The sequence below is a fragment of the Streptomyces sp. DF42 genome, from assembly GCF_058267695.1.
In genome coordinates this window covers 1,313,549-1,332,557 of sequence record NZ_CM177859.1, presented here as the reverse complement: position 1 = coordinate 1,332,557, position 19,009 = coordinate 1,313,549, and the positions used below count along the sequence as shown (strand labels likewise).

The following is a 19,009-nucleotide window of genomic DNA, read 5'->3' as shown; positions in this document are numbered from 1 at the left end:
GGGCGCACCGCGAAGCACGCTCCGCGGGCCTCTGGGACAGACAGATCCGCAACAGGAGGAGAGGCGCATGGACGAGGCAGGCCAACGAGACGGACAACCTTCGCAGGTGCGGATAAGCCCGCGGGACCTCATTATGGACGCGGTCGCCCAGGGGATGCTCGCTCTGGCCCGGGGGCGCGACGTCCTCGACCGCTGTCTCAACGACGAGCAGAGTGTCGACGACTTCGGGTTCGATCCCGAACTCACCGACGACATCCTCCTGGCGCCGCTTCGGCAGCTTTACGAGAAGTACTTCCGGGTCGACGTGCAGGGCCTGGACAACGTACCGGCCGAGGGCGGCGCCCTGATCGTCGCGAACCACTCCGGGGCCCTGCCGCTGGACGCACTCATGCTGCAGGTGGCTCTGCGCGACCATCATCCCGCGCACCGGGCATTGCGCCTGCTCGCCGCCGACCTGGTTTTCCAACTGCCGGTGCTGCGGACACTCGCCCGCAAAGCCGGCCACACGGTCGCGTGCATGGACAGCGCGCAACGGCTCCTGGAACGGGGTGAACTGGTCGGTGTGATGCCCGAGGGCTACAAGGGGCTCGGCAAGCCGTTCGCCGAGAGGTACCGGCTGCGTCCCTTCGGCCGGGGTGGCTTCGCGGCCGTGGCGCTGCGGACCGGGACTCCCCTGGTGCCCTGCTCCATCGTCGGTGCCGAGGAGATCTACCCGATGATCGCAGACGCCCGCCCCCTGGCCCGAAGCCTCGGCCTGCCGTATTTCCCGGTCACTCCTACATTTCCTCTGCTCGGCCCGTTGGGTGCTGTCCCGCTGCCAACCAAATGGGTGATCCGGTTCAGCGAGCCGGTCCGGACCGACAACTACTCCACTGAGACGCTGGAAGACCCCATGTTCGTCCACAAGCTCTCGGACGAGATCAGGGACACCATCCAGGAGACGCTGACCGCGATGGTCCGCGAACGGAGTTCGGTCTTCGGTGAGAACGCCGCCGCAGGGCCGGCAGGCCAGAGGTCCGGTTGCCCAGGGCGGCTGCGGCATGTCCGTCCGCCCCAAGCGTGAACGCGGGGCGCACCGTCCGCCTGGCAACAGGTGTGATGGACATTGCCTGCGCAGCGATGGGGGCCGATTGCCGGCATACGGCGAGGACTAGACATAGGCCAAGACGAGCACCTTGCGGCCGAACGAAACCAGCAGCGCTGCCGGTCGGTTGCGGACCTTAAGAACGGTGTGACCAGGCACCAGATCCATGTGTGGACCTCACGTTGGAGGGTGCGCTTGTTCGCGGTGATGGGGCTGGGGTGCATCCTCAAGCCGCACGAACGGAGTGGCCTCTCCGACTTTCCGGTAATCGGCTTCGCTGTCGTCCGTGGAGAAGCCCATGAGTGAGGACAGGCGACGGGCGGCTCGCGGGTGCCGACGGGCGTAGTCGGCCATGATGTCGGCTCCTTCTTCTGGTGAGAGGAAGTGAGCGGTGACGGTGAAGCGTCGCCTGCCGAACTGGATGGTGGCCTGCGGTCGATGGCGCAGATTCTGATACCAGTCGGACTTCGGCCCGAAGCCCGAGGCGACAGTCCAGGTGCCAGCGTGCTTGTCGTAGGACACCACTTCGATGACCGCTTGGCGCTCTCGGCCGGACTTACGACCGGTGTGGTGCAACAGGAGGAAACGCTTGCCGAGCAGCGGTCCCAGCCTGGCGCGATACAGGCGGATGGGAAGGCGAAACGCTAACCGTCGCCATCCGGTGGGGGGTTGAGGGCGATGGGAAGTGCTCTCGTGTTGCGTCATCGTCGCCTTCCTGGCTTCGTGGCGTGCGGCCTGTGTCCCGGTCGGTATCGGGGCGCTGGAGAGTTCTTCGGCTAGGCAATCTTTGCACAGTCTAAATGACATCGGCGTGGCAGCGGAAGTGGCGTACTTGCCAAGAAACGAGAAGCGATTCCCCGTGGCAAGTCGCAGGCTCGTAGGCGAAATCCTGCGTCAATGTCTGGGCAGCGTCGTCGTGGGGACGGCCGGATCCCGCGAGTAGTTTGGTCATCCGGCGGGCCAACGGCCCCTCCGGCGTCCTGCCGCCGACTGGCTTCAGAGGCCGCTTTCGGGTGGGGGCCGGCTCGGTGGACGGTGAGGACTGGCGGAAAGGTGGCGGGGGCAGCGTCGTGCAAGATCGCATGGCAGGGGGTCTGCCGGCGGCCGGTGTATCGCCCTGACCCGCGATTCCGTGCCGTCACTCCTGGGGCTGAGCGACTCCCGACCGCCGACGACTCCACCAGTGCACGTTTTGAATAATGCAAAATCTGGCGCCAGCACCTCGGAGTGATTCTTCGGCTCGCGCCTGTCGCCGCCAAAGCTCGCTGGCGCTCGAGTCTCGCCGTGTCTATCGTCACGGCGACAGAGAGCCGGGGGCGACGCCCAGGCGTACGAAGGGAATGGCCTTGCCGGCCTCCCGGAACCCGGCGTCAGTTCCGTTCGGCGGAAGGCCCGTGAACTTACACAGGCGCCGGGCGGTCCGTGGCTGACGCCGGGCGGAGCGGGCCATGATGTCGGCGCCGTCGTCCGGGGTGAGGAAGTGGGCCGTGACGGCATGGCGGCGGTTGCCAACTTCGATGAGGGTTTTGGATCCGCGCGCAGATTGCGGTACCAGGCCGCCCGCGGACCGAAGCCGGAGGCGACGATCCCGCTGCCGGCGGCGGGCTCGTACTCCACCACCTTCAGGACGGCGCGGCGGTCGAGCCCGGTGACACGGCCCGTGTGGTGCAGCAGGAGCAGCCGGCTACCGAAGACCTATCCCAGTCCGCAGCGGAAGAGGAGTATCGGCAGGCGGGCGAGGAACCGACGCCATCCGGTGGGCAAGGGCCCAAGCCTTATCGGGTGGACTTCGCGCCCGGCGAACAACTCCTGCTGTACACCGACGGGGTCACCGAAACCCGGGACGTTGACGGCTCGTTCTACCCTCTCGGCGACCGTGCGGCGCTGCTCAAGGAGCGCGACGCCGAACAGGCTCTGGAGGCACTGCGCGAGGACCTGGTGCGCCACGCCGGGGGGCCGCTCCATGACGACGCGGCAATGCTGCTGCGCTACCACGGTCACGGGGAAGGAAAATCTGTTCCCATCGGGTGAGGGGGCACCATCTTCGGCAAGGTAGAAATAGGTATGCCGGAGCGTAAGAACCCTGCGGGGACTATGGACGACGTCGACGCGGTCACCCGGGCGGTGCTGACCGCCTCCCGCCTGCTGGTGGCGGTCTCCGCCCGATCGCTCGGCGAGGTCGAGGAACGGGTGACCCTCCCGCAGTTCCGGATGCTCGTCGTGCTGGCCACCCGGGGCGCCACGAAGCTCGTCACGCTCGCCGACCTGCTCCAGGTGGCGCCCTCGACGGCGATGCGGATGGTCGACCGGCTCATCGCCGCCGGACTCGCCGACCGCCAGACCAACCCCGACAACCGTCGCGAGACGCTGCTGCAGCTCACCGACGAAGGCCGGCGCACCGTCGAGGACGTCACTGCCCGGCGGCGTTCGGAGATCGCCACGATTGTCGCTCGGCTCGGCCCCACTCAGCGGCTGGCACTCATCGAGGCCCTCAACGCCTTCAACCGGGCAGGGAGCGAGCCCCCGGTGGCCCCCGCCGCCGACAACCCGGAACCGCATCCGCTCGGCTGGCTCGTGGACGAGGCGATGGTGCACGACATGTGAGCGTTGTCGGGCCGGTGTTCAGGGTCGGCTGAACGGCTGTTCCGGGTCGGCCGAACGGCGCTGGTTTCCGGGCTCCCTATCTCGGGGCCTCGCACGTTTTGCATAATGCAAGGGAATTGTGAACGTGGGCTCCACCGCCCCGCTCCGGTGATCAGGAGCCGCAACGCGTGTGCCCGGCCGATGACCGGATGCTCGCGTGGCCTCCTCACCGGCGCTGGCCGACGGACAAGGGAAGGAAGCAGGGGATGGCACTTGTGCGCCGCAGACGCCGGTCGTCGTTTCCTGCCGAGCCGCGCCTCATGGCCCATCTGCGGGCCAAAGTGTGGGGGCCTGCGGAGTTCGTCGGGCTGCCGCCCTGGTGGCTGGTCGGGGAGGGGATTCTCGCGGGAGTCCTGGGTGCCGGGGCGATCCTCGGTGCGACGTTCTTCGGCGCCTGGACGGGTAGGCTCTCGCTCGCCGACGGCGAGGCGGCTCTGGCGTGCGTGGCGGCCCTTGCGTTGTATCTCGCCTTGGTGGGAGCGGGACGCGCGCTGATCGGCGTGGCCGCGCTGCTCGGCGTCTGCCTGGCGTTGCAGACTCCACAGGCCGCGGCCGGTGTGGTGCTGGCGGAACGGGGGCGGGTGCAGTCCGTGGTGGTGACGTCGGTCGAGGACGGTCGGGCGGCAGACGGCAGGCGTACCCGGTACCTGTGCTCGGTGGCGGACGCCGACGGCGTCCCACTCAAGGTGCGCATCTGGCGGGGCTGCGGACGTGCGACCCGGCCCGGGGACGCGCTGGCCGTCGTGTACGACCCCAAGGGCGCGGTCCCGCCGCGCGGTACGCAGAAGGAAGTCGGCGGGGCGGGACCGGTGGGCGCCCTGGCTCCGTGGGCCGCAGCGCTCGTCGTCGTATGCCTGGTCGCCGTCGTCCGCTCCTATCGGCTGTCCGCTTCCCCGGCGGTTCCGAAGTCTTCCGGTCGAGGAAGCAGCCCGCACTGGTGATCACTCGGCGGTCACCAAGGTATTGCTGCCGCGGCCGATGGGTGTCTTCTTCGCAGCGGGCACATGCGCCGCGAACTGGGAGCGGTACTCCACCCCGGCGGGGGAGCGAAAGACGGTGTCCTTGTGGAAGGTGCGGGCGTGGTTCGGGTCCTTGTTCATGACGAGCATGGCGCCACCTGCGCGGGTTACGTCGCCATCGAGGACCTCATACCGGGCGGTCCCGCCGGCGATGAGGATCTTGCCGTCCGGCAGCTGGGTGTGGCCGCCGCAGAAAAGGTCCGCCGGAGTGTCGATCTTCTTGAAGGCGTCGGCCGCCGGGTCCCACAGGGTGCTCTTGAAGACGCCGCCGTTGACCTGCTTGACGTTGTTGCCGCTACCGGCGATCAACAGGACCTTCCCGGTATGGAGCAGGATCGCGTGGCGCTGCCGGTACCCGCGCAGCGCCATGTCCGCCGCGATCGCCAGCATGCTCGCCCCGGCGGCGACCATGCTGGCCCAGCCCAGCGCCTCCAGCCAGACCGGGGCTGGTGGTGCGGCTCCATGGCCGTCACCTCTCGTGCAGAGGCGCCGCCGCGACCCGCCCCGGCCGCATGATGCGTATCTGGCGGCTCTCGCAGGCGGGGCGCGGGGCGACTGCAGCGGCGAGGGTACACGCCTGTCACCGCGGTGATGGATAGCGGTGATCTGCACGTGCTCGTCCACAGCCACATCGATGTCGAACGTGTCCTCCCAGCCGTGCCCGCAGCCGAGGCACACGAACGCATACGATCGCTGCACGTGCTCGGTGTGCATGACCCACCTCCTTGGGGCTACTCGTCATCGGGATTCCGGCTACCCGTTTTTGCACAGTGCAAAATAGGAGTCGTTCAGGATTCGAGTCGCCCCCCGAGGGGGCCTCAGGGGGCTGTGTGCACCGCGCGCAGTGCGCTCTGGTGGCTCAGCCAGCCGATTGGCTTGCCGTGCTCCGAGTCGAGGACCGGTACTCCGGTTCCGGCGGCCGACAGCAGGGTGTGCAGGGCCTGGGCGAGGGGCTGGTCGGCAAGGATGGGCGCCGGCGTCTCGGTGAGCTGCCCGACCAGCGTCGGTGCGTCCTCTGGCTGTTCCGCGAGAGCCTCCGCCACCGCTTGCGCGGTGACGACACCGACGTAGTCCCCGGTGTCGCTGACCACGGGGAGTGCGCCGTGGCCCGACAGGCTCAGCAGGTCGGCGGCGTCGGCGAGGGTGGTGGGCGCGGCCAGAGGTGAGGGCAGGGGTTCCATGACGGCGCTGACGTGCTGGGTGCCGATCGTGGCGCCGGGGGCGGGTCCTTCGAGGTCGATGCCGCGGCGGCGCAGCTTGAGGGTGTAGATCGTGTCGCGGGTCATCAGGCGGCTGGTGGCGGTGGCCAGCACGATGGCAAGCATCAGCGGCAGGATGATCGAGTACTCGCCGGTGAGCTCGAAAAGGATGACCACGGCGGTGATCGGCGCCCGCGCCGCACCGGCGAACACCGCCCCCATGCCGACCAGCGCGTACGCGCCCACCGCACCGGCCGACGCGGGCAACAGGTGGTGGACGCCGATGCCGTAGGCCGAGCCGAGCATCGCCCCGATGAACAGGCTGGGCGCGAACACCCCGCCCGAGCCGCCGATTCCTATGGTCAAGCTGGTCGCCAGCATCTTTCCCACCAGCAGCAGGAGCAGGAAGCCGACCGTGTAGCCGCTCTCGGTCGCCTTCTGCAGCACCGGGTAACCCACGCCGTACATCTCCGGCAGCGCAAGCAGCAGCAGGCCGAGCGCCAGCCCGCCGACCGCCGGGCGCAGCCATTCCGGGCCGCGCCACAACCAGTCGCAGGCGTCCTCGACCAGGTACAGGAACCGGGAGAAGCCCACCCCGACCACGGCGGCGCCGATGCCGAGCGCGGCGAACAGGCCGTACTGGGCGAGGTGGTCCACGTGGAAGTCGGGCAGGCTCAGGAAGGCGTTGTTGCCGAAGGCGGCGCGTCCGATCACGCTCGCGGTGACGCTGGCCAGCACGAGGGTGCCGAACGCTTCCGCGCTGAAGGTGCCGAGGATGAGTTCCATGGCGAAGAACACGCCGGCCAGCGGGGCGTTGAAGGTGGCCGCGATGCCGCCCGCCGCACCGCACGCGACCAGCAGCTTCAGCCGGCCCTCGGTCACTTTCGTCACCCGGCCGAGGGTGGAGCCGAGCGCCGATCCGATCTGCACGATCGGGCCCTCGCGGCCGACCGATCCGCCCGAGCCGATGCACAGGGCGGAGGCGAGCGTCTTAACCACGGCGACCTTCGGGCTGATCCGACCGCCGCGCTGAGCCACGGCCAGCATCACCTCGGGCACCCCGTGCCCGCGCGCCTCCTTGGCGAACCGGTTCACCAGCGGCCCGTACAGCAGGCCACCTATCACCGGGGTGAGGAGTACGAAGAACGGGCCGAGCCACGGCACGTGCGGATTGTCCGCGCCCGGGGAGGCGGCGTAGTCCGCGTGACCGGAGAAGAGACGTGTGAAGGTCTTGATGCACCAGCGGAAGACGATCGAACCGGCCCCGGCCCCTGCGCCGACCACGACGGCCAGCGCCATCAGACCCCACGGGGCGGTACGCAGTCCCGCCAGCCTCGGTGGGGCTGTGAATCCACTCGTTGTTGCACTGCTGGGCACGTGCTTCCCGTCCGTCGCTGCCGGTATGGCGCTCATCGCCTCCCCTTCCTTACCTTTGCATTATGCAAAATCAGTCAAGGGGGCGCGTCACGGGACCTCGTCCTCCCAGGGGGGGGCGAAGGGCCCCTTGGCCTGCGAACGCACTCGCACGAAGGTCGGAAGCCGTACGAGTCACGGAGGTGAACAGGGGGCAGTCAAACTTCCCCGCCGGTGATCGTGGTGGGCATCGACGGGTCCGAGGCGAGCCGGGCGGCGCTGCGCTGGGCCGCCCGTCAGGCCGCACTTACTGATGCGCAACTGTGCCCCGTGCAGGCGTGGCGGCTACCGCCCACCTTCGGCATGCCGGTGGACTACTCGGACGCCGACTTCGAGAAGCAGGCCCGCGAGAGCCTGCGGCGTGCTGTCGAGGAGACCCTGGGGGAGCAGCCTGGCGTGCCCGTTGACCCGCAGGTCGTCGAAGGCCATCCGGCGGTGGTGCTGACCGAGGCGGCCAGAAACGCGGATCTGATGGTGGTCGGCAGCCACGGGCGCCTTCACAGGGATTGCTTGGTTCGGGCAGCCATCACTGCGTGCACCATGCCAACTGCCCGGTCCTCGTCGTCCGCGCCGACAAGGGCTGACTCGTCTGCTGGTGTCAGTCCGCTGCGGCGCGGGCTTCGATGTCCTCGATGCCGCTGGGGCGTCCGGCCCGTGTCCAGCGGATGTAGAGGCCGACGGCGATGAGCAGGGTCGCGACCAGGGACAGCATGGGCCAGCCGCGGAGCAGATTCACCACCAGGGTGAAGGCGACCGCGGCGGCCGCAGGCCGTTGACCCAGGCCAGGGCGGTCTTGCTCTCCCGGCGGGCGAAGCGAGCCATGGCGACGAGGCCGACGAGGAAGCTGACGAAGACCGCGACTGCGTAGAAGAGCACGAGCTCTGCGCTCGGTGGCCCGGCTGCCCGCGGACCGGCCGGGGCTGCGCGAGCGGATCCTGGTGCCCGTCGTGGGCGGGCCGAGTGGCAGCGGTCTGTCCGAGCCGGAGGGGCTGCAGAAGCTGGCCGCCCGGCTCGGCATCTCCGACGTCGTCCTGTTCCAGCCGCCTCGGATTTGCTTATGTGGACATGCGTTCGTGACCAATGCGACCTCGGGCCGCGCTCCTGGTCGCGGCTCTCGTCGCACCGGGGATCCTGCGTCAAGGCTGTGCGCGGCCCTGTGACCTCCATGGAGGGGGTTGGTGAGCTCAATGCGGGTAGCCTCACGTTGGCGCGGCCATCACGACCTTGCCACCGAGCACTCCGAGCCGTGGCCCGATCGACTCGGCGAGGCCGGTGCCCCGGTCTGGCCGCGGCTGCCAGGAAGGGCTCGGCAATCTCCGTCGAAATGCGGCGAGTTCGATGAATCCGTACCCGAAGGCGTTCACATCGACTCGTAGGTGCGGGAAGTCCTCCACCGCGTCGCTGCAATCTGTATGCCCCGGCAGAGCTGCCGTGGCGCCCCGGGCCGCGTGGCATCCGCCGCTGCCCCACAACGACCACCGGGGCAGCATCTTCGCGCTCCTACTGTCCCCCGGGCATCGAGCGCTGTGCCTTCATAACGTGCTCCGCACCATCGCTGGAGCGCTGTACTGCTCGCCGTAACTATCAGCACGAGCGATCAGGTCGGCGGCGGCAACGAAGACCGCTGCGAGCGCTGCCACGCACACCGGACGCGCCTCCGGCGGGAGCATGGGCGCCCGGAGCCACTGGTACCGGTCTCCGGACATGGGAACAGGACCGGGCGCGACAACGAAGGAGTTCTCGCTGAGGTACTCGTAGGGCGGCGGTGTGTCGGTTTCCCGGGAGAGGGCTGCTGCGAATTGTTCGCCCCGGCATGTGTCGAGGAAGAAACCCACTCGTTGCGATTCGTGATCCATCATGACGGGACCGATCGGCGCCTCTCGACGCGCCAGTTGATCGAAGGCCTCCAGGCCGATACGCCAACTGATCATCACCACGTCGAAGAGGCGCCCTGTCGGCAGCAGGTAGAGTCGGCGCGGATTGTCGGCCCACGTCGCGCGGCACGTCTCAGGGTCGTCGGCAGCAGCGGACAGCCACTCGATTCCCCTCCTGGTCATCCACTCCATGTCAGTCACCTCGGTCAGCGCGGTTCGGTGGCCCCTCCGGCTTCCGCACCAACAGACTCGTGCCGCAACCTCTGACTGGGCAGTTGGCGAGAGACGCCTGGCCTCCGGGGAATTCGGCCTCCCAGGGTCGGGGGTGAGATCCCGGGAAGGCCGACCGGCCGCCTCCCTGACGGGGGGGGGGGGGGGGGGGGGGGGGGGGGGGGGGGGGGGGGGGGGGGGGATGAGCCTGGGGGCGACCGAACGAACAAAACCATATGGCGCCCAAGACGATCTTCTGAGCAATCAGTCAACTGATGGGCCGGATGGGCAGACTAGATGTCCCCCCGGGGCATGACCGCAAACAACCGCCGTCTGCGTACAGAACACCGAGCTCACAGGTGGCTGGGCCTTGACGGGCGTTGCCTCTTGATCGTGGACACCCTGATCATTGGATCGTGAGGATCCATAGGACAGGGGTTCCCGTTGGGGACGTCGAAGTACTCGCCTGAGTTTCGGGCCGATGCCGTCGCGCTGTACCACGCCGGTCCGGGTGAGACGTACGCCTCGGTGGCCAAGGACGTGGGCATCAACCACGAGACACTGCGGATTTGAGTGCGGGACGCCGAGGCGGCCGAACGGCCCGGAGCGGTCGAGGCCACCGCGATGGAGAAGGAGAACCGGCTGCGGGCGCGGGTGAAGGAACTCGAGCTCGAACGGGAGATCCTGCGGAGGGCCGCGAAGTATTCTGCGGCCGAGACCAGCTGGTGAGCAGCCGCTTCCAGTTCGTCGACGATCACCGTGGCGCCTTCGGCGTCAAGCGGCTGTGTCGGATGCTGCAGGTCTCGCGTTCCGGCTTCTACCGGTGGCTGGCCGCCGCGGACACGCGGGCAGCTCGGGGCCGGGCGGACGCCGAGCTCGCCGAACGCATAGCCGAATCCATCGGGAATCGGACGGTACCAACGGGGTTCCGCGCGTCACCGCCGAGTTGAAGGACGCCGGCCAACTGGTCAACCACAAGCGCGTTGAGCGCGTCATGCGCACGTTCGACATCGTCGGGCTGCGCCTGCGCAAGAAGGTCCGCACCACCATTCCCGAACCGGCGACGACACCGGTCCCGGACCTGCTGCAGCGTGACTTCACGGCCTCGCAGCCGAACACCAAGTACGTCGGCGACATAACCTATCTCCCGATCGGAGCGGGCAAATTCCTTTACCTGGCAACGGTGTTGGACCTGTGCTCGAAACGTCTGGCGGGCTGGTCGATCGCCGACCACATGCGCACGGAGCTGGTCACCGACGCGCTCAGGGGCCGCGGCGGCTGCCCGCGGTGCCGGCGGCCTGCGCGGGGCGATCTTCCACAGCGACAACGGAGCGCAAGGTGGATTCAACTGGTCGTCGCAACACTTTGATCTCGGAGGTGTGCGACGTGGCCACGGCGGACTGGAGTTTGAAGACCAGCGATGTTCCGGAGGGTCGGCGTCGGCAGTGGCGCGCTGATCGTGCGTTGCGGCCGGCGATGCGTTCGCCGGGGCGGCCTGATCCGTCTCGAGTCGTGCAGCGCCAGTTCTGGCGGCTGATCGCCACAGGGGTCACGACGGTGGAGGCGTCGTTGGCGGTCGGCGTGTCGTGGCCGGTGGGTGCGAGGTGGTTTCGTCACGCTGGCGGCATGCCTCCGATCTCGTTGGCCGAGCCCACGGGCCGGTACCTCGCGTTCGAGGAGCGCGAGGAGATCGCGATCCTCAGGGCGATGAACAAGCGCGTGCGCGAGATCGCCCGCGCCCTGGGGCGTGACCCCGGAACGATCTCTCGCGAACTGCGCCGCAACGCCGCCACGCGCAGCGGCAAGCAGGAGTACCGCGCGACGGTCGCCCAGTGGAAAGCACAGCAGGCCGCCAAGCGCCCGAAGACCGCGAAGCTCACAGGCAACGACAGGTTGCGTGAGTACGTGCAGGACCGGCTCGCCGGCAGCGTCCGCCGCCCCGACGGCACGATCGTCATCGGGCCCAAGACGCCCGCGTGGAAAGGGCTGAACAAGCCGCACCGGCAGGACAGAAGATGGGCGACGGCATGGAGCCCGGAGCAGATCTCGCACCGGCTCCATGCCGACTTCCCCGATGATGAGTCCATGCGCATCAGCCACGAAGCGATCTACCAGGCGCTGTTCATCGAGGGCCGTGGCGCGCTCAAGCGGGAACTGGTCACGTGCCTGCGCACCGGCCGGGCGCTGCGGACTCCCCGTGCACGGTCGCAGAACAAGCCGCAGGGGCATGTCACCGCGGACGTCGTCCTCAGCGAACGCCCCGCCGAGGCTGGGGACCGCGCGGTCCCCGGACACTGGGAAGGTGATTTGATCATCGGGACGGGTCGCTCCGCGATTGGCACGCTGGTCGAGCGCAGCAGCCGCTCCATGCTCCTGGTGCACCTGCCCCGGCTCGAGGGCTGGGGCGAGAGTCCGCCCGTGAAGAACGGCACCTCACTCGGGGGCTATGGCGCGATCGCGATGAACGCGGCGCTCACGACGTCGATGACCCGGCTGCCCGGGCAGCTACGCAAGACCCTCACCTGGGACCGCGGGAAGGAACTCTCCGGCCACGCCCAGTTCGCCATCGATACCGGGACGAAGGTGTTCTTCGCCGATCCCCACTCGCCCTGGCAACGACCGACGAACGAGAACACGAACGGGCTGCTGCGTCAGTACTTCCCGAAGGGCACCGATCTGTCCCGGTGGTCCTCCACGGACCTCGAAGCCGTAGCCATGGCGATCAACAACCGGCCCCGCAAGACCCTCGGCTGGCGGACACCCGCCGAGGTCTTCGAAGAGCAGCTACGCTCGCTGCAACAGCCCGGTGTTGCAACGACTGGTTGAACTCGCCCAATACGTGTCGAAGGAGTTCGCCTAAGCTTGGCGTTCATCGTCCGTGGTCGAACATAGCCTCGAACTTGCTGACGTTCTCGGCTGAGCGCCTGACGTGAGAGCGGCCTTCGCCTGATCCTGTGCTCCGTCACAGAGGCACTTGACCAGCACGAAGGCCGTAGCAACGAGTCTGCTGCAGCGGGATGTCCCGCGGGATGGGTTTGCCGAACTGTCATGCTTCCGGAGGGAGTTGTGTGCCTGCCTGACCCAGCGGCCCGACGCCTTGTTCGAGTTGAGTGACGCCTTGCTGTGTGCGGACGGCCCGGTGAAGACGTTGGTCGGGCTGTCCTTGGCGCCTGAGCACCAGCGTGGGCATGGTGCGTTGTACGGGGGGCTGAACCGTGGGCGTCTGGATCTGTCCCGGCTGCGCAGGGCGCTGGCGGGGCTGCCGCTGCCCCGGACGGCGGAGGGGCGGCTGGTCCTGGCGATCGACGTCAGCAACTGGCTGCGGCCAGATGCGAATACCAGCCCGGACCGGCTGTTCTGTCACATGTACGGTCGGGACATGGTCCCAGCCGGGACCGCTCTACCGTCCTAACCTGCGGCGATGACTCTACGAGCCCCACAGCACAGAACCGCAGGTCAGACATGTCGTCCGGATGGAGCGGACCCAACTTGGCCAACACGGCAGGGGTTGGAGAAGCTGAGACAGCGGACAAGGGAACCCTCTTGATCACTTGGCTTAGACACCTGAATGATCACGGATCCCGGGTCCGCTCTGTCATCCACCCCAACCAGCGACACCCTCACGCCAGTTGGGCGATCCCGGGAACTTGCGCAAGCCCTGTGGCGGTGGCGGAGCCGAGGCCGCCAATCATATGAGCCCGGCACGGATGGCGTACGACACCGCCTGCACCCGGTTACGCACGCCGAGGCGGATCATGACAGCGGACACGATGTTCTTGATGGTGCGCTCGGCGTAGCTCAGCTTGACGGCGATCTCGGACAGGGTCATTCCCTCCGAGACCAGACGCAGGACGTCGATCTCCCGGCAGCTGAGCCCGGAGGCGGTCAGACCCTTGGGGCTGAGGACCTCGCGCTGGACGTATTCGAGCTGATCCAGCAGTCGGCCCTGGATTACTGGGGGCAGACACGCCTGCCCGACCGCCACGGCGCGCACCGTCTGTACCAGCGCTGTGCCATCCGTCTCGGCTCGCCACAGCACCGCCCGCACCCGATGCTCTGCCACAGCGGTCGGGTCGACGTACCAGCCGCCGTCCGCGACCAGCACGAAACGGGCCTGCGCTGGTGCGGGCAGAACCCGCAGCAGATCCAGCGCCGAGGCGTCGACCGAGCTGACCGCGACCACCACGGCCTCGGCCTCCTCCACGGCCGTTAAGGTGACCTGCCGACCGCTCCCCAAGCACGCCGCCAGACCGGCCTTGGTGACCGGATCCGCCGCTTGCACCGCCGCACACACCGACTTCACGGCTCCTCCAACCGGGTTCGTCATGGAAAGTATTAAGTCGCAATATGAACGGCTCACCCGCATCAGCTACGCCGGGCCCGCCGGTCTGACCGGTCTGCGGAAGCACTGCGGGCCGGACCCACAGGGCGGCGGTCACCTGGCCGGGGGGCGGTCCCGCAGGGCCGCCGTGTACCCGTCCGCCGTCGCCGCGGCGGTGGTGTCCCAGCCGAAGCGGTGGGCCTGCCGGGCCGCGGCCGTGCCCATCCGGGCGGAGCGTGCCGGGTCGTCGGCGAAGGCGGACAGTGCACGTGCGTAGTCCGCGGGGTCGTGCCCCGGTACGACGACGCCGCTGACGCCGTCGCGCACCGCCACCGGCAGTCCGCCGACCTCTGCGGCGATCACCGGTGTGCCACAGGCCTGGGCCTCGACGGCGACCAGGCCGAAGGACTCGCTGTGGGACGGCATCTCGAACTCAAGGGTGTCGACGAAGAACACGACTGCGGCTCCTCCATCAGTGCGGTGTACCCCAGGGGGTATTCGGTGCCTACTCTAACAGAGATACCCTGGGGGGTATCCCAGTACGGACGCCGCGCGGTACCAGTCGGCGAGCCGGTCCTGGCCGACCGGCCGCCGCATCCGCGGCCTCGGCCCCCGCCAGAAGGCCCAGCTCCTCACCGGAGCGACCGGAAACGGCAGGGCCGCGCAGGCCGGTGACCTGCGCGGCTCCGGGCCCGTCGCTCGCTACCGATCCGACCGGTTCTCGTCGGCGATGCGCTCCTTGGGGCGGGCGATCGCCAGGTAGACGAAGCCGATGAGGGCGACGATGCCGACCGACAGCGGGACCAGCCAGCGGTCGAAGAAGGAGTCGCCGTTGGCGGGGGTCTTGACGGACAGGACAACGATCGCGGTCACCCCGTAGATCAGTGCGGCGATGTTCACGGCCCAGCCCCAGCGTCCGAGCCGGAAGGTGCCGGCAGGCTTCCAACCCCGGGCGCGGCCGATGGCCGAGGCCAGCACGACGGACTGGAAGCCCATGTAGATGCCCACCACCGAGAAGGTGATGATCCGGGTGACCGTCGCGGAGGGGAGGAAGGCAAGGCCGGCCGGGATGACCGCGGTGACGGCGGTTGCGGCCGGCGGCATGTGAAAGGTGGGGTGCAGCTTGGACAACCGCTTGGCGCCGACGATGACCCCGTCACGGGCGTAGGAGTAGACCAGCCGGGTCGCCGCGGCCTGGATCGCCAGGGTGCAGGACACGAAGCCGACGACGATCAGAGCCAGCGCGAACTTACTGCCGACGGTGCCCAGCGAGTCGGCCAGCACCTCACCGAGCGGGTCGGCGGACTTGCCGCTGATGACCGCGCCGAAGTCCGGCACCGCCAGGATGAGGCCCAGGGTGAGGATCACGGTCGCGACGGCGCCCACGCCCAGGGTCATGCCCATCGCACGCGGCACTTTGCGCGAGGGGTCCTTGACCTCCTCTGCGATGTCACCGCAGGCCTCGAAGCCGTAGAAGATCCAGACCGCGAAGAGGCATGAGGCCAGGAAGGCCCCCAGATAGCCGCCGTTGGCACCCGCGCCGGACGTGTGCAGCACCACGGTCACGTCCTGCTTGTGGTGGAAGACCAGCAGGTAGACGCCCAGCACCACGGTGCCCAGGACTTCGGCCACCACGCCGATGTTGGCGACGAAGGCCAGCCGCCGTACGCCGAGCAGGTTCACCGCGGCGCACAGCAGGATGACCACGACCGTGGTCGCGATGGTGCTGGCACCGGTGACCGCGTAGCCGAAGAGCGGGCCCGCGTACTTGGCGATCGGGTACGCCACCGATGTGATGGTCACCAGGAGCGCCCATGTGTACATCCACCCGGACATCCAGGCGTACTTGGGGCCGACCAATCGCTTGGCCCACTGATAGATGCCGCCCGCGATCGGATACTGCGAGGCGACCTCGGCGAAGATCAGCAGCACCAGGCCCTGGCCGATCAGGACGAGCGGGATGGTCCAGAAGAACGAGGGGCCGCCAGTGGCCAGCCCGTAGTCGAAGACCGAGTACACACCCACCAACGGAGAGAGGTAGGTGAATCCCACCGCGAAGTTCGACCACAGGCCGAGCGCGCGGGTCAGCTTCTGGCTGTAGCCGAGTGAGGCCAGTTGGGCGGCATCTGCCGCGTCCTGGGCGTCCGGGGCGGGCTGGGCTTTGGGTGGGGAGAGTGACATCGGGGGGCCTCTCGCAGGGCACAGGGGGAGTGTGCGCGGGTGGCGTAAAGATATGAATCCATAGGTCATATGGCAATGCTTGGCGACCTATGAAATCGTTCTGTGATGAGATGAGGTCAGCGGCACCCATCGGAAGGACGGCAGAACAGACGTGAACCCACTCTCCAGTGCTGCCCGCCGTGGGATCTTCGCCCCCCTGGATACGGAAGCCAGGGTCGAGGCCGTCGTTCGACGTCTCGGCGACGCCATCACCCTGGGGTTGCTGACGGACGGCGAGCAGTTGCCCGGTGAGAGTGACCTCTCCGAGCGGCTTGGTGTCTCCACTGTGAGTCTGCGCGAGGCTTTGATGGCCCTGCGGCAGCAGGGCCTCGTCATCACACGGCGTGGTCGGGGTGGAGGGACGTTCGTCCGCGCCCCTGCCGGGAATCTGCACGACCGCCTGCGGCAGCGGCTGCAAGCCCACACCACGGAGGAACTGCGCGACCTCAGTGACCACTATGCCGCCGTCGCCGGAGCCACCGCCCGGCTCGCCGCCGACCGTGCGGACAAGCACGACCTGGAAGCCCCCAACCGTTCGCTGCGGGACTTCGCCGACGCCGTCGACGCCGGCGCACGCGGCCGCATCGACGGCCGCTTCCATGTGGAGATCGCCGCCGCTGCCCAGTCCTCCCGGCTGACCCGCGAGGAGATCCGTTTCCAGACCGAGATCGGTCCACTACTGTGTCTGCCGTTCACCCAGGCGGAAATCCACCGGACCGCCGACGCGCAGCACCGGGCCCTTTTCGACGCCATCATGGCCGGTGACGGACTTCAGGCGCGTCTCCTGGCCGAGGAGCACGTTCGCGACGCGGTGCGGCACCTCATAGAACTGCGACTGGACGAGACATGGCAAGAACACTGAGCCCCGACGGCGACACCGTCGCCGAGGCGGCCGCCCGGGTCAGCGGCATGCTGGAGAGTGTCTTCACCACCGTCCAGCAGACCTGCGAACAGACCGCCGTCCTGCTCGGGCGCATCAGCGGGCGGGGGCTGCGCCCCACCTCGGCCGACCTGGCCCAGCTCCAGCCGCTGCTACGCGATCAGCTTGTCCACGAGGCCAAGCTGATCTCCGGCACCGGCTTCATCGCCGAACCGGGCCTGCTCAGCGACGTACCCGCCTGGCTGGAATGGTGGCAGACCCGGGCCGATGGCGGGGTCCAGCCCATGCTGCTGGATCTGGACCCGGACACGTCCGCGTTCTCGGACTACACCGCTTGGGACTGGTTCGCCCTGCCCCGGGCCACCGGGCAGCGCGCAGTGTCCGGGCCGTACGTCGACTATCTGTGCTCCGACGAGTACAGCCTCACCCTCTCGACGCCGGTGGTCGTGGACGGCGCGTTCGCAGGCGTGGCCGCCGCCGACGTGTACCTGCGCCACTTCGAAGCCGCTGTCGGCCCCGCGCTGCGCCGCATCGAGGGACCCGCCTTCCTGGTCAATCCGCGCGGCCGGGTCGCCGCGTCCAATACCGCGGCTCAGCTGGCGGGTTCCCTGGTCAGGGACCTCGACGCTGCCGCCGCGCGCGGCGAGGTGGTACTGCACCCCTGCGAGGCGATCCCGCTGGTGCTGGTAACGGCGGGGCGCACTTCACGCGTCCAGTGACGTCATGACGTGCTTGATGCGGGTGTAGTCCTCGAAGCCGTACGCGGACAGATCCTTGCCGTAACCGGATTTCTTGAAACCGCCGTGCGGCATCTCGGCGACCAGCGGGATATGGGTGTTGATCCACACGCAGCCGAAGTCCAGCTTCTTGGACATGCGCATCGCGCGTGCGTGGTCCTTCGTCCACACCGAGGAGGCCAGGGCGTAGTCGACGCCGTTGGCGTATGCCAGGGCCTGCGCCTCGTCGCGGAAGGACTGGACGGTGATGACCGGGCCGAATACCTCGTTCTGGATGATCTCGTCGTCCTGCCTGAGGCCGGAGACGACGGTGGGGGCGTAGAAGTAGCCCTTGTCGCCGACGCGGCTGCCGCCTGCCTCGATCCTGGCATGCGCGGGCAGCCGCTCGATGAAGCCGGAGACCTGCTTGAGCTGGTTGGCGTTGTTGAGCGGTCCGTACAGCACGCGCGGGTCGTCGGGCCGACCGGTCCTCGTGTCGGCGGCGGCCCGCGCCAACGCCGCCACCAACTCGTCGTGGACCGACTCCTCCACGAGAACGCGGGTCGCGGCCGTACAGTCCTGGCCGGCGTTGAAGAAGCCGGCCACAGAGATGCCCTCGACGGCCCGGACGATGTCGGCGTCGGCGAAGACGACGGCGGGTGCCTTGCCGCCCAACTCCAGGTGCACGCGCTTGACGTCCTTGGCCGCGGACTCGGCGACCTGCTTGCCGGCCCTTACGGAGCCGGTGATGGAGGCCATCGCCGGTGTGGGGTGTTCGACCATCAGGCGGCCGGTGTCGCGGTCGCCGCAGACGACGTTGAAGACGCCCCTGGGCAGGATGGACCCGATGATCGAGGCCATCAGCAGGGCGGAGGCCGGCGTGGTTTCGGAAGGCTTCAGGACCACGGTGTTGCCCGCGGCCAGTGCCGGGGCGAACTTCCAGGCTGCCATCAGCATCGGGTAGTTCCACGGTGCGACCTGCGCGCAGATCCCGACGGGCTCACGCCGGACGATGGAGGTCATGCCCTCCATGTACTCACCGGCCGAGCGGCCCTCCAGCAGCCGGGCGGCACCCGCGAAGAAGCGGATCTGGTCCACCATCGGCGGCACCTCCTCGCTCGCCGTCAGCCCCAGCGGCTTGCCGGTGTTCTCGGACTCGACGGCGACGAGTTCCCCGGCCCGTGCCTCGAAGGTGTCCGCGATCTTCAGCAGCAGGCGCTGTCGTTCGGCCGGAGTGGTGTCGCGCCACGCCGGGAAAGCGGCTGCGGCGGCGCCCATGGCGGCGTCGACGTCCGCCTGGCCGGACAGCGGCGAGGTCGCGTAGATCTCACCGGTCACCGGGTTGACGATCTCGATGGTCCGACCGTCGGCGGCGTCCAGGGATTCCCCGTGGATGTGGTTCCGCAGCGTGCGCAGAGTGGTTGTCACTG

General features: G+C 68.5%; 15 protein-coding genes and 7 pseudogenes. 11 read left to right on the top strand and 11 right to left on the bottom strand.

Annotation, left to right across the window (positions count from 1 at the left end; genetic code table 11):
* Positions 1-67: 67 nt before the first annotated feature.
* Entirely contained in the window at positions 68-1,063 is a 996-nt protein-coding gene (locus ACYUED_RS06190; RefSeq protein WP_491291304.1) for a lysophospholipid acyltransferase family protein, read from the top strand.
* Between the two features lie 198 nt (positions 1,064-1,261).
* On the opposite strand, the gene ACYUED_RS06185 is transcribed toward ACYUED_RS06190, so the two are convergent.
* Both ACYUED_RS06185 and ACYUED_RS06180 read right to left on the bottom strand, forming a co-directional pair.
* The gene (locus tag ACYUED_RS06185) at positions 1,262-1,789 is read right to left on the bottom strand and encodes a nitroreductase family deazaflavin-dependent oxidoreductase (protein ID WP_491291303.1); all 528 of its coding nucleotides are present in this window, start codon (positions 1,787-1,789) and stop codon (positions 1,262-1,264) included.
* 589 nt (positions 1,790-2,378) lie between these two features.
* Positions 2,379-2,764, bottom strand: a pseudogene (locus tag ACYUED_RS06180) (nitroreductase family deazaflavin-dependent oxidoreductase).
* A 75-nt stretch (positions 2,765-2,839) separates the two neighbouring features.
* On the opposite strand from ACYUED_RS06180, the pseudogene ACYUED_RS06175 reads away from it, so the two are divergent.
* The 3 genes and pseudogenes from ACYUED_RS06175 to ACYUED_RS06165 all read left to right on the top strand — a co-directional run.
* Positions 2,840-3,115: pseudogene (locus ACYUED_RS06175) on the top strand (SpoIIE family protein phosphatase); the annotation flags it as partial.
* A gap of 33 nt (positions 3,116-3,148) precedes the next feature.
* The gene (locus ACYUED_RS06170) at positions 3,149-3,688 is read left to right on the top strand and encodes a MarR family winged helix-turn-helix transcriptional regulator (protein ID WP_491291302.1); all 540 of its coding nucleotides are present in this window, start codon (positions 3,149-3,151) and stop codon (positions 3,686-3,688) included.
* Between the two features lie 245 nt (positions 3,689-3,933).
* On the top strand, positions 3,934-4,668 hold the full coding sequence (locus tag ACYUED_RS06165; protein WP_491291301.1) for a hypothetical protein: 735 nt from the start codon (positions 3,934-3,936) through the stop codon (positions 4,666-4,668).
* On the opposite strand, the gene ACYUED_RS06160 is transcribed toward ACYUED_RS06165, so the two are convergent.
* Entirely contained in the window at positions 4,669-5,460 is a 792-nt protein-coding gene (locus ACYUED_RS06160) for a hypothetical protein (protein ID WP_491291300.1), read from the bottom strand.
* A 104-nt stretch (positions 5,461-5,564) separates the two neighbouring features.
* On the bottom strand, positions 5,565-7,244 hold the full coding sequence (locus tag ACYUED_RS06155) for a chloride channel protein (RefSeq protein ID WP_491294152.1): 1,680 nt from the start codon (positions 7,242-7,244) through the stop codon (positions 5,565-5,567).
* A 288-nt stretch (positions 7,245-7,532) separates the two neighbouring features.
* Here ACYUED_RS06155 and ACYUED_RS06150 point away from each other — a divergent pair.
* Positions 7,533-7,942 (top strand): annotated as a pseudogene (locus tag ACYUED_RS06150) (universal stress protein).
* A 14-nt stretch (positions 7,943-7,956) separates the two neighbouring features.
* Here the strand turns inward: ACYUED_RS06150 and ACYUED_RS06145 are convergent.
* Together ACYUED_RS06145 and ACYUED_RS06140 are read right to left on the bottom strand one after the other, a co-directional pair.
* Positions 7,957-8,097 carry a hypothetical protein gene (locus tag ACYUED_RS06145; protein WP_491291299.1) on the bottom strand — a complete coding sequence of 47 codons (141 nt, stop codon included), beginning with the start codon at positions 8,095-8,097 and terminating at the stop codon, positions 7,957-7,959.
* Positions 8,091-8,234: a hypothetical protein gene (locus tag ACYUED_RS06140; protein WP_491291298.1), complete on the bottom strand. Its 144-nt coding sequence runs from the start codon at positions 8,232-8,234 to the stop codon at positions 8,091-8,093. The genes ACYUED_RS06145 and ACYUED_RS06140 overlap by 7 nt, the downstream gene beginning before the upstream one ends.
* A 5-nt stretch (positions 8,235-8,239) precedes the next feature.
* On the opposite strand from ACYUED_RS06140, the pseudogene ACYUED_RS06135 reads away from it, so the two are divergent.
* A pseudogene (locus tag ACYUED_RS06135) lies at positions 8,240-8,404 on the top strand (D-inositol-3-phosphate glycosyltransferase); the annotation flags it as partial.
* Between the two features lie 486 nt (positions 8,405-8,890).
* Here the strand turns inward: ACYUED_RS06135 and ACYUED_RS06130 are convergent.
* Complete coding sequence (locus tag ACYUED_RS06130) at positions 8,891-9,424, bottom strand: bifunctional DNA primase/polymerase (RefSeq protein WP_491291297.1); 534 nt, start codon at positions 9,422-9,424, stop codon at positions 8,891-8,893.
* 462 nt (positions 9,425-9,886) lie between these two features.
* On the opposite strand from ACYUED_RS06130, the pseudogene ACYUED_RS06125 reads away from it, so the two are divergent.
* The 3 genes and pseudogenes from ACYUED_RS06125 to ACYUED_RS06115 form a co-directional block, all read left to right on the top strand.
* A pseudogene (locus tag ACYUED_RS06125) lies at positions 9,887-10,896 on the top strand (IS3 family transposase); the annotation flags it as partial.
* Positions 10,850-12,268 carry an IS30 family transposase gene (locus ACYUED_RS06120; RefSeq protein WP_491294150.1) on the top strand — a complete coding sequence of 473 codons (1,419 nt, stop codon included), beginning with the start codon at positions 10,850-10,852 and terminating at the stop codon, positions 12,266-12,268. The pseudogene ACYUED_RS06125 and the gene ACYUED_RS06120, both read left to right, overlap by 47 nt.
* Before the next feature lie 178 nt (positions 12,269-12,446).
* Positions 12,447-12,818, top strand: a pseudogene (locus ACYUED_RS06115) (transposase); the annotation flags it as partial.
* A gap of 312 nt (positions 12,819-13,130) precedes the next feature.
* On the opposite strand, the gene ACYUED_RS06110 reads toward ACYUED_RS06115, so the two are convergent.
* The 3 genes and pseudogenes from ACYUED_RS06110 to ACYUED_RS06100 form a co-directional block, all read right to left on the bottom strand.
* Positions 13,131-13,769: a helix-turn-helix transcriptional regulator gene (locus ACYUED_RS06110; RefSeq protein WP_491291296.1), complete on the bottom strand. Its 639-nt coding sequence runs from the start codon at positions 13,767-13,769 to the stop codon at positions 13,131-13,133.
* 108 nt (positions 13,770-13,877) lie between these two features.
* A pseudogene (locus ACYUED_RS06105) lies at positions 13,878-14,192 on the bottom strand (glycosyltransferase); the annotation flags it as partial.
* A gap of 273 nt (positions 14,193-14,465) precedes the next feature.
* On the bottom strand, positions 14,466-15,944 hold the full coding sequence (locus tag ACYUED_RS06100) for an amino acid permease (protein ID WP_491291295.1): 1,479 nt from the start codon (positions 15,942-15,944) through the stop codon (positions 14,466-14,468).
* A 151-nt stretch (positions 15,945-16,095) separates the two neighbouring features.
* On the opposite strand from ACYUED_RS06100, the gene ACYUED_RS06095 reads away from it, so the two are divergent.
* Together ACYUED_RS06095 and ACYUED_RS06090 are read left to right on the top strand one after the other, a co-directional pair.
* Positions 16,096-16,845 (top strand): FadR/GntR family transcriptional regulator, encoded by a 750-nt coding sequence (locus tag ACYUED_RS06095; RefSeq protein ID WP_491291294.1) that lies wholly within the window; start codon positions 16,096-16,098, stop codon positions 16,843-16,845.
* Positions 16,830-17,582, top strand: coding sequence for a cache domain-containing protein (locus ACYUED_RS06090; RefSeq protein ID WP_491291293.1), 753 nt, complete (start codon positions 16,830-16,832; stop codon positions 17,580-17,582). Before ACYUED_RS06095 ends, ACYUED_RS06090 begins: the two co-directional genes overlap by 16 nt.
* Here the strand turns inward: ACYUED_RS06090 and ACYUED_RS06085 are convergent.
* On the bottom strand, positions 17,568-19,007 hold the full coding sequence (locus ACYUED_RS06085; protein ID WP_491291292.1) for a gamma-aminobutyraldehyde dehydrogenase: 1,440 nt from the start codon (positions 19,005-19,007) through the stop codon (positions 17,568-17,570). The genes ACYUED_RS06090 and ACYUED_RS06085 overlap by 15 nt on opposite strands.
* Positions 19,008-19,009: the final 2 nt, after the last annotated feature.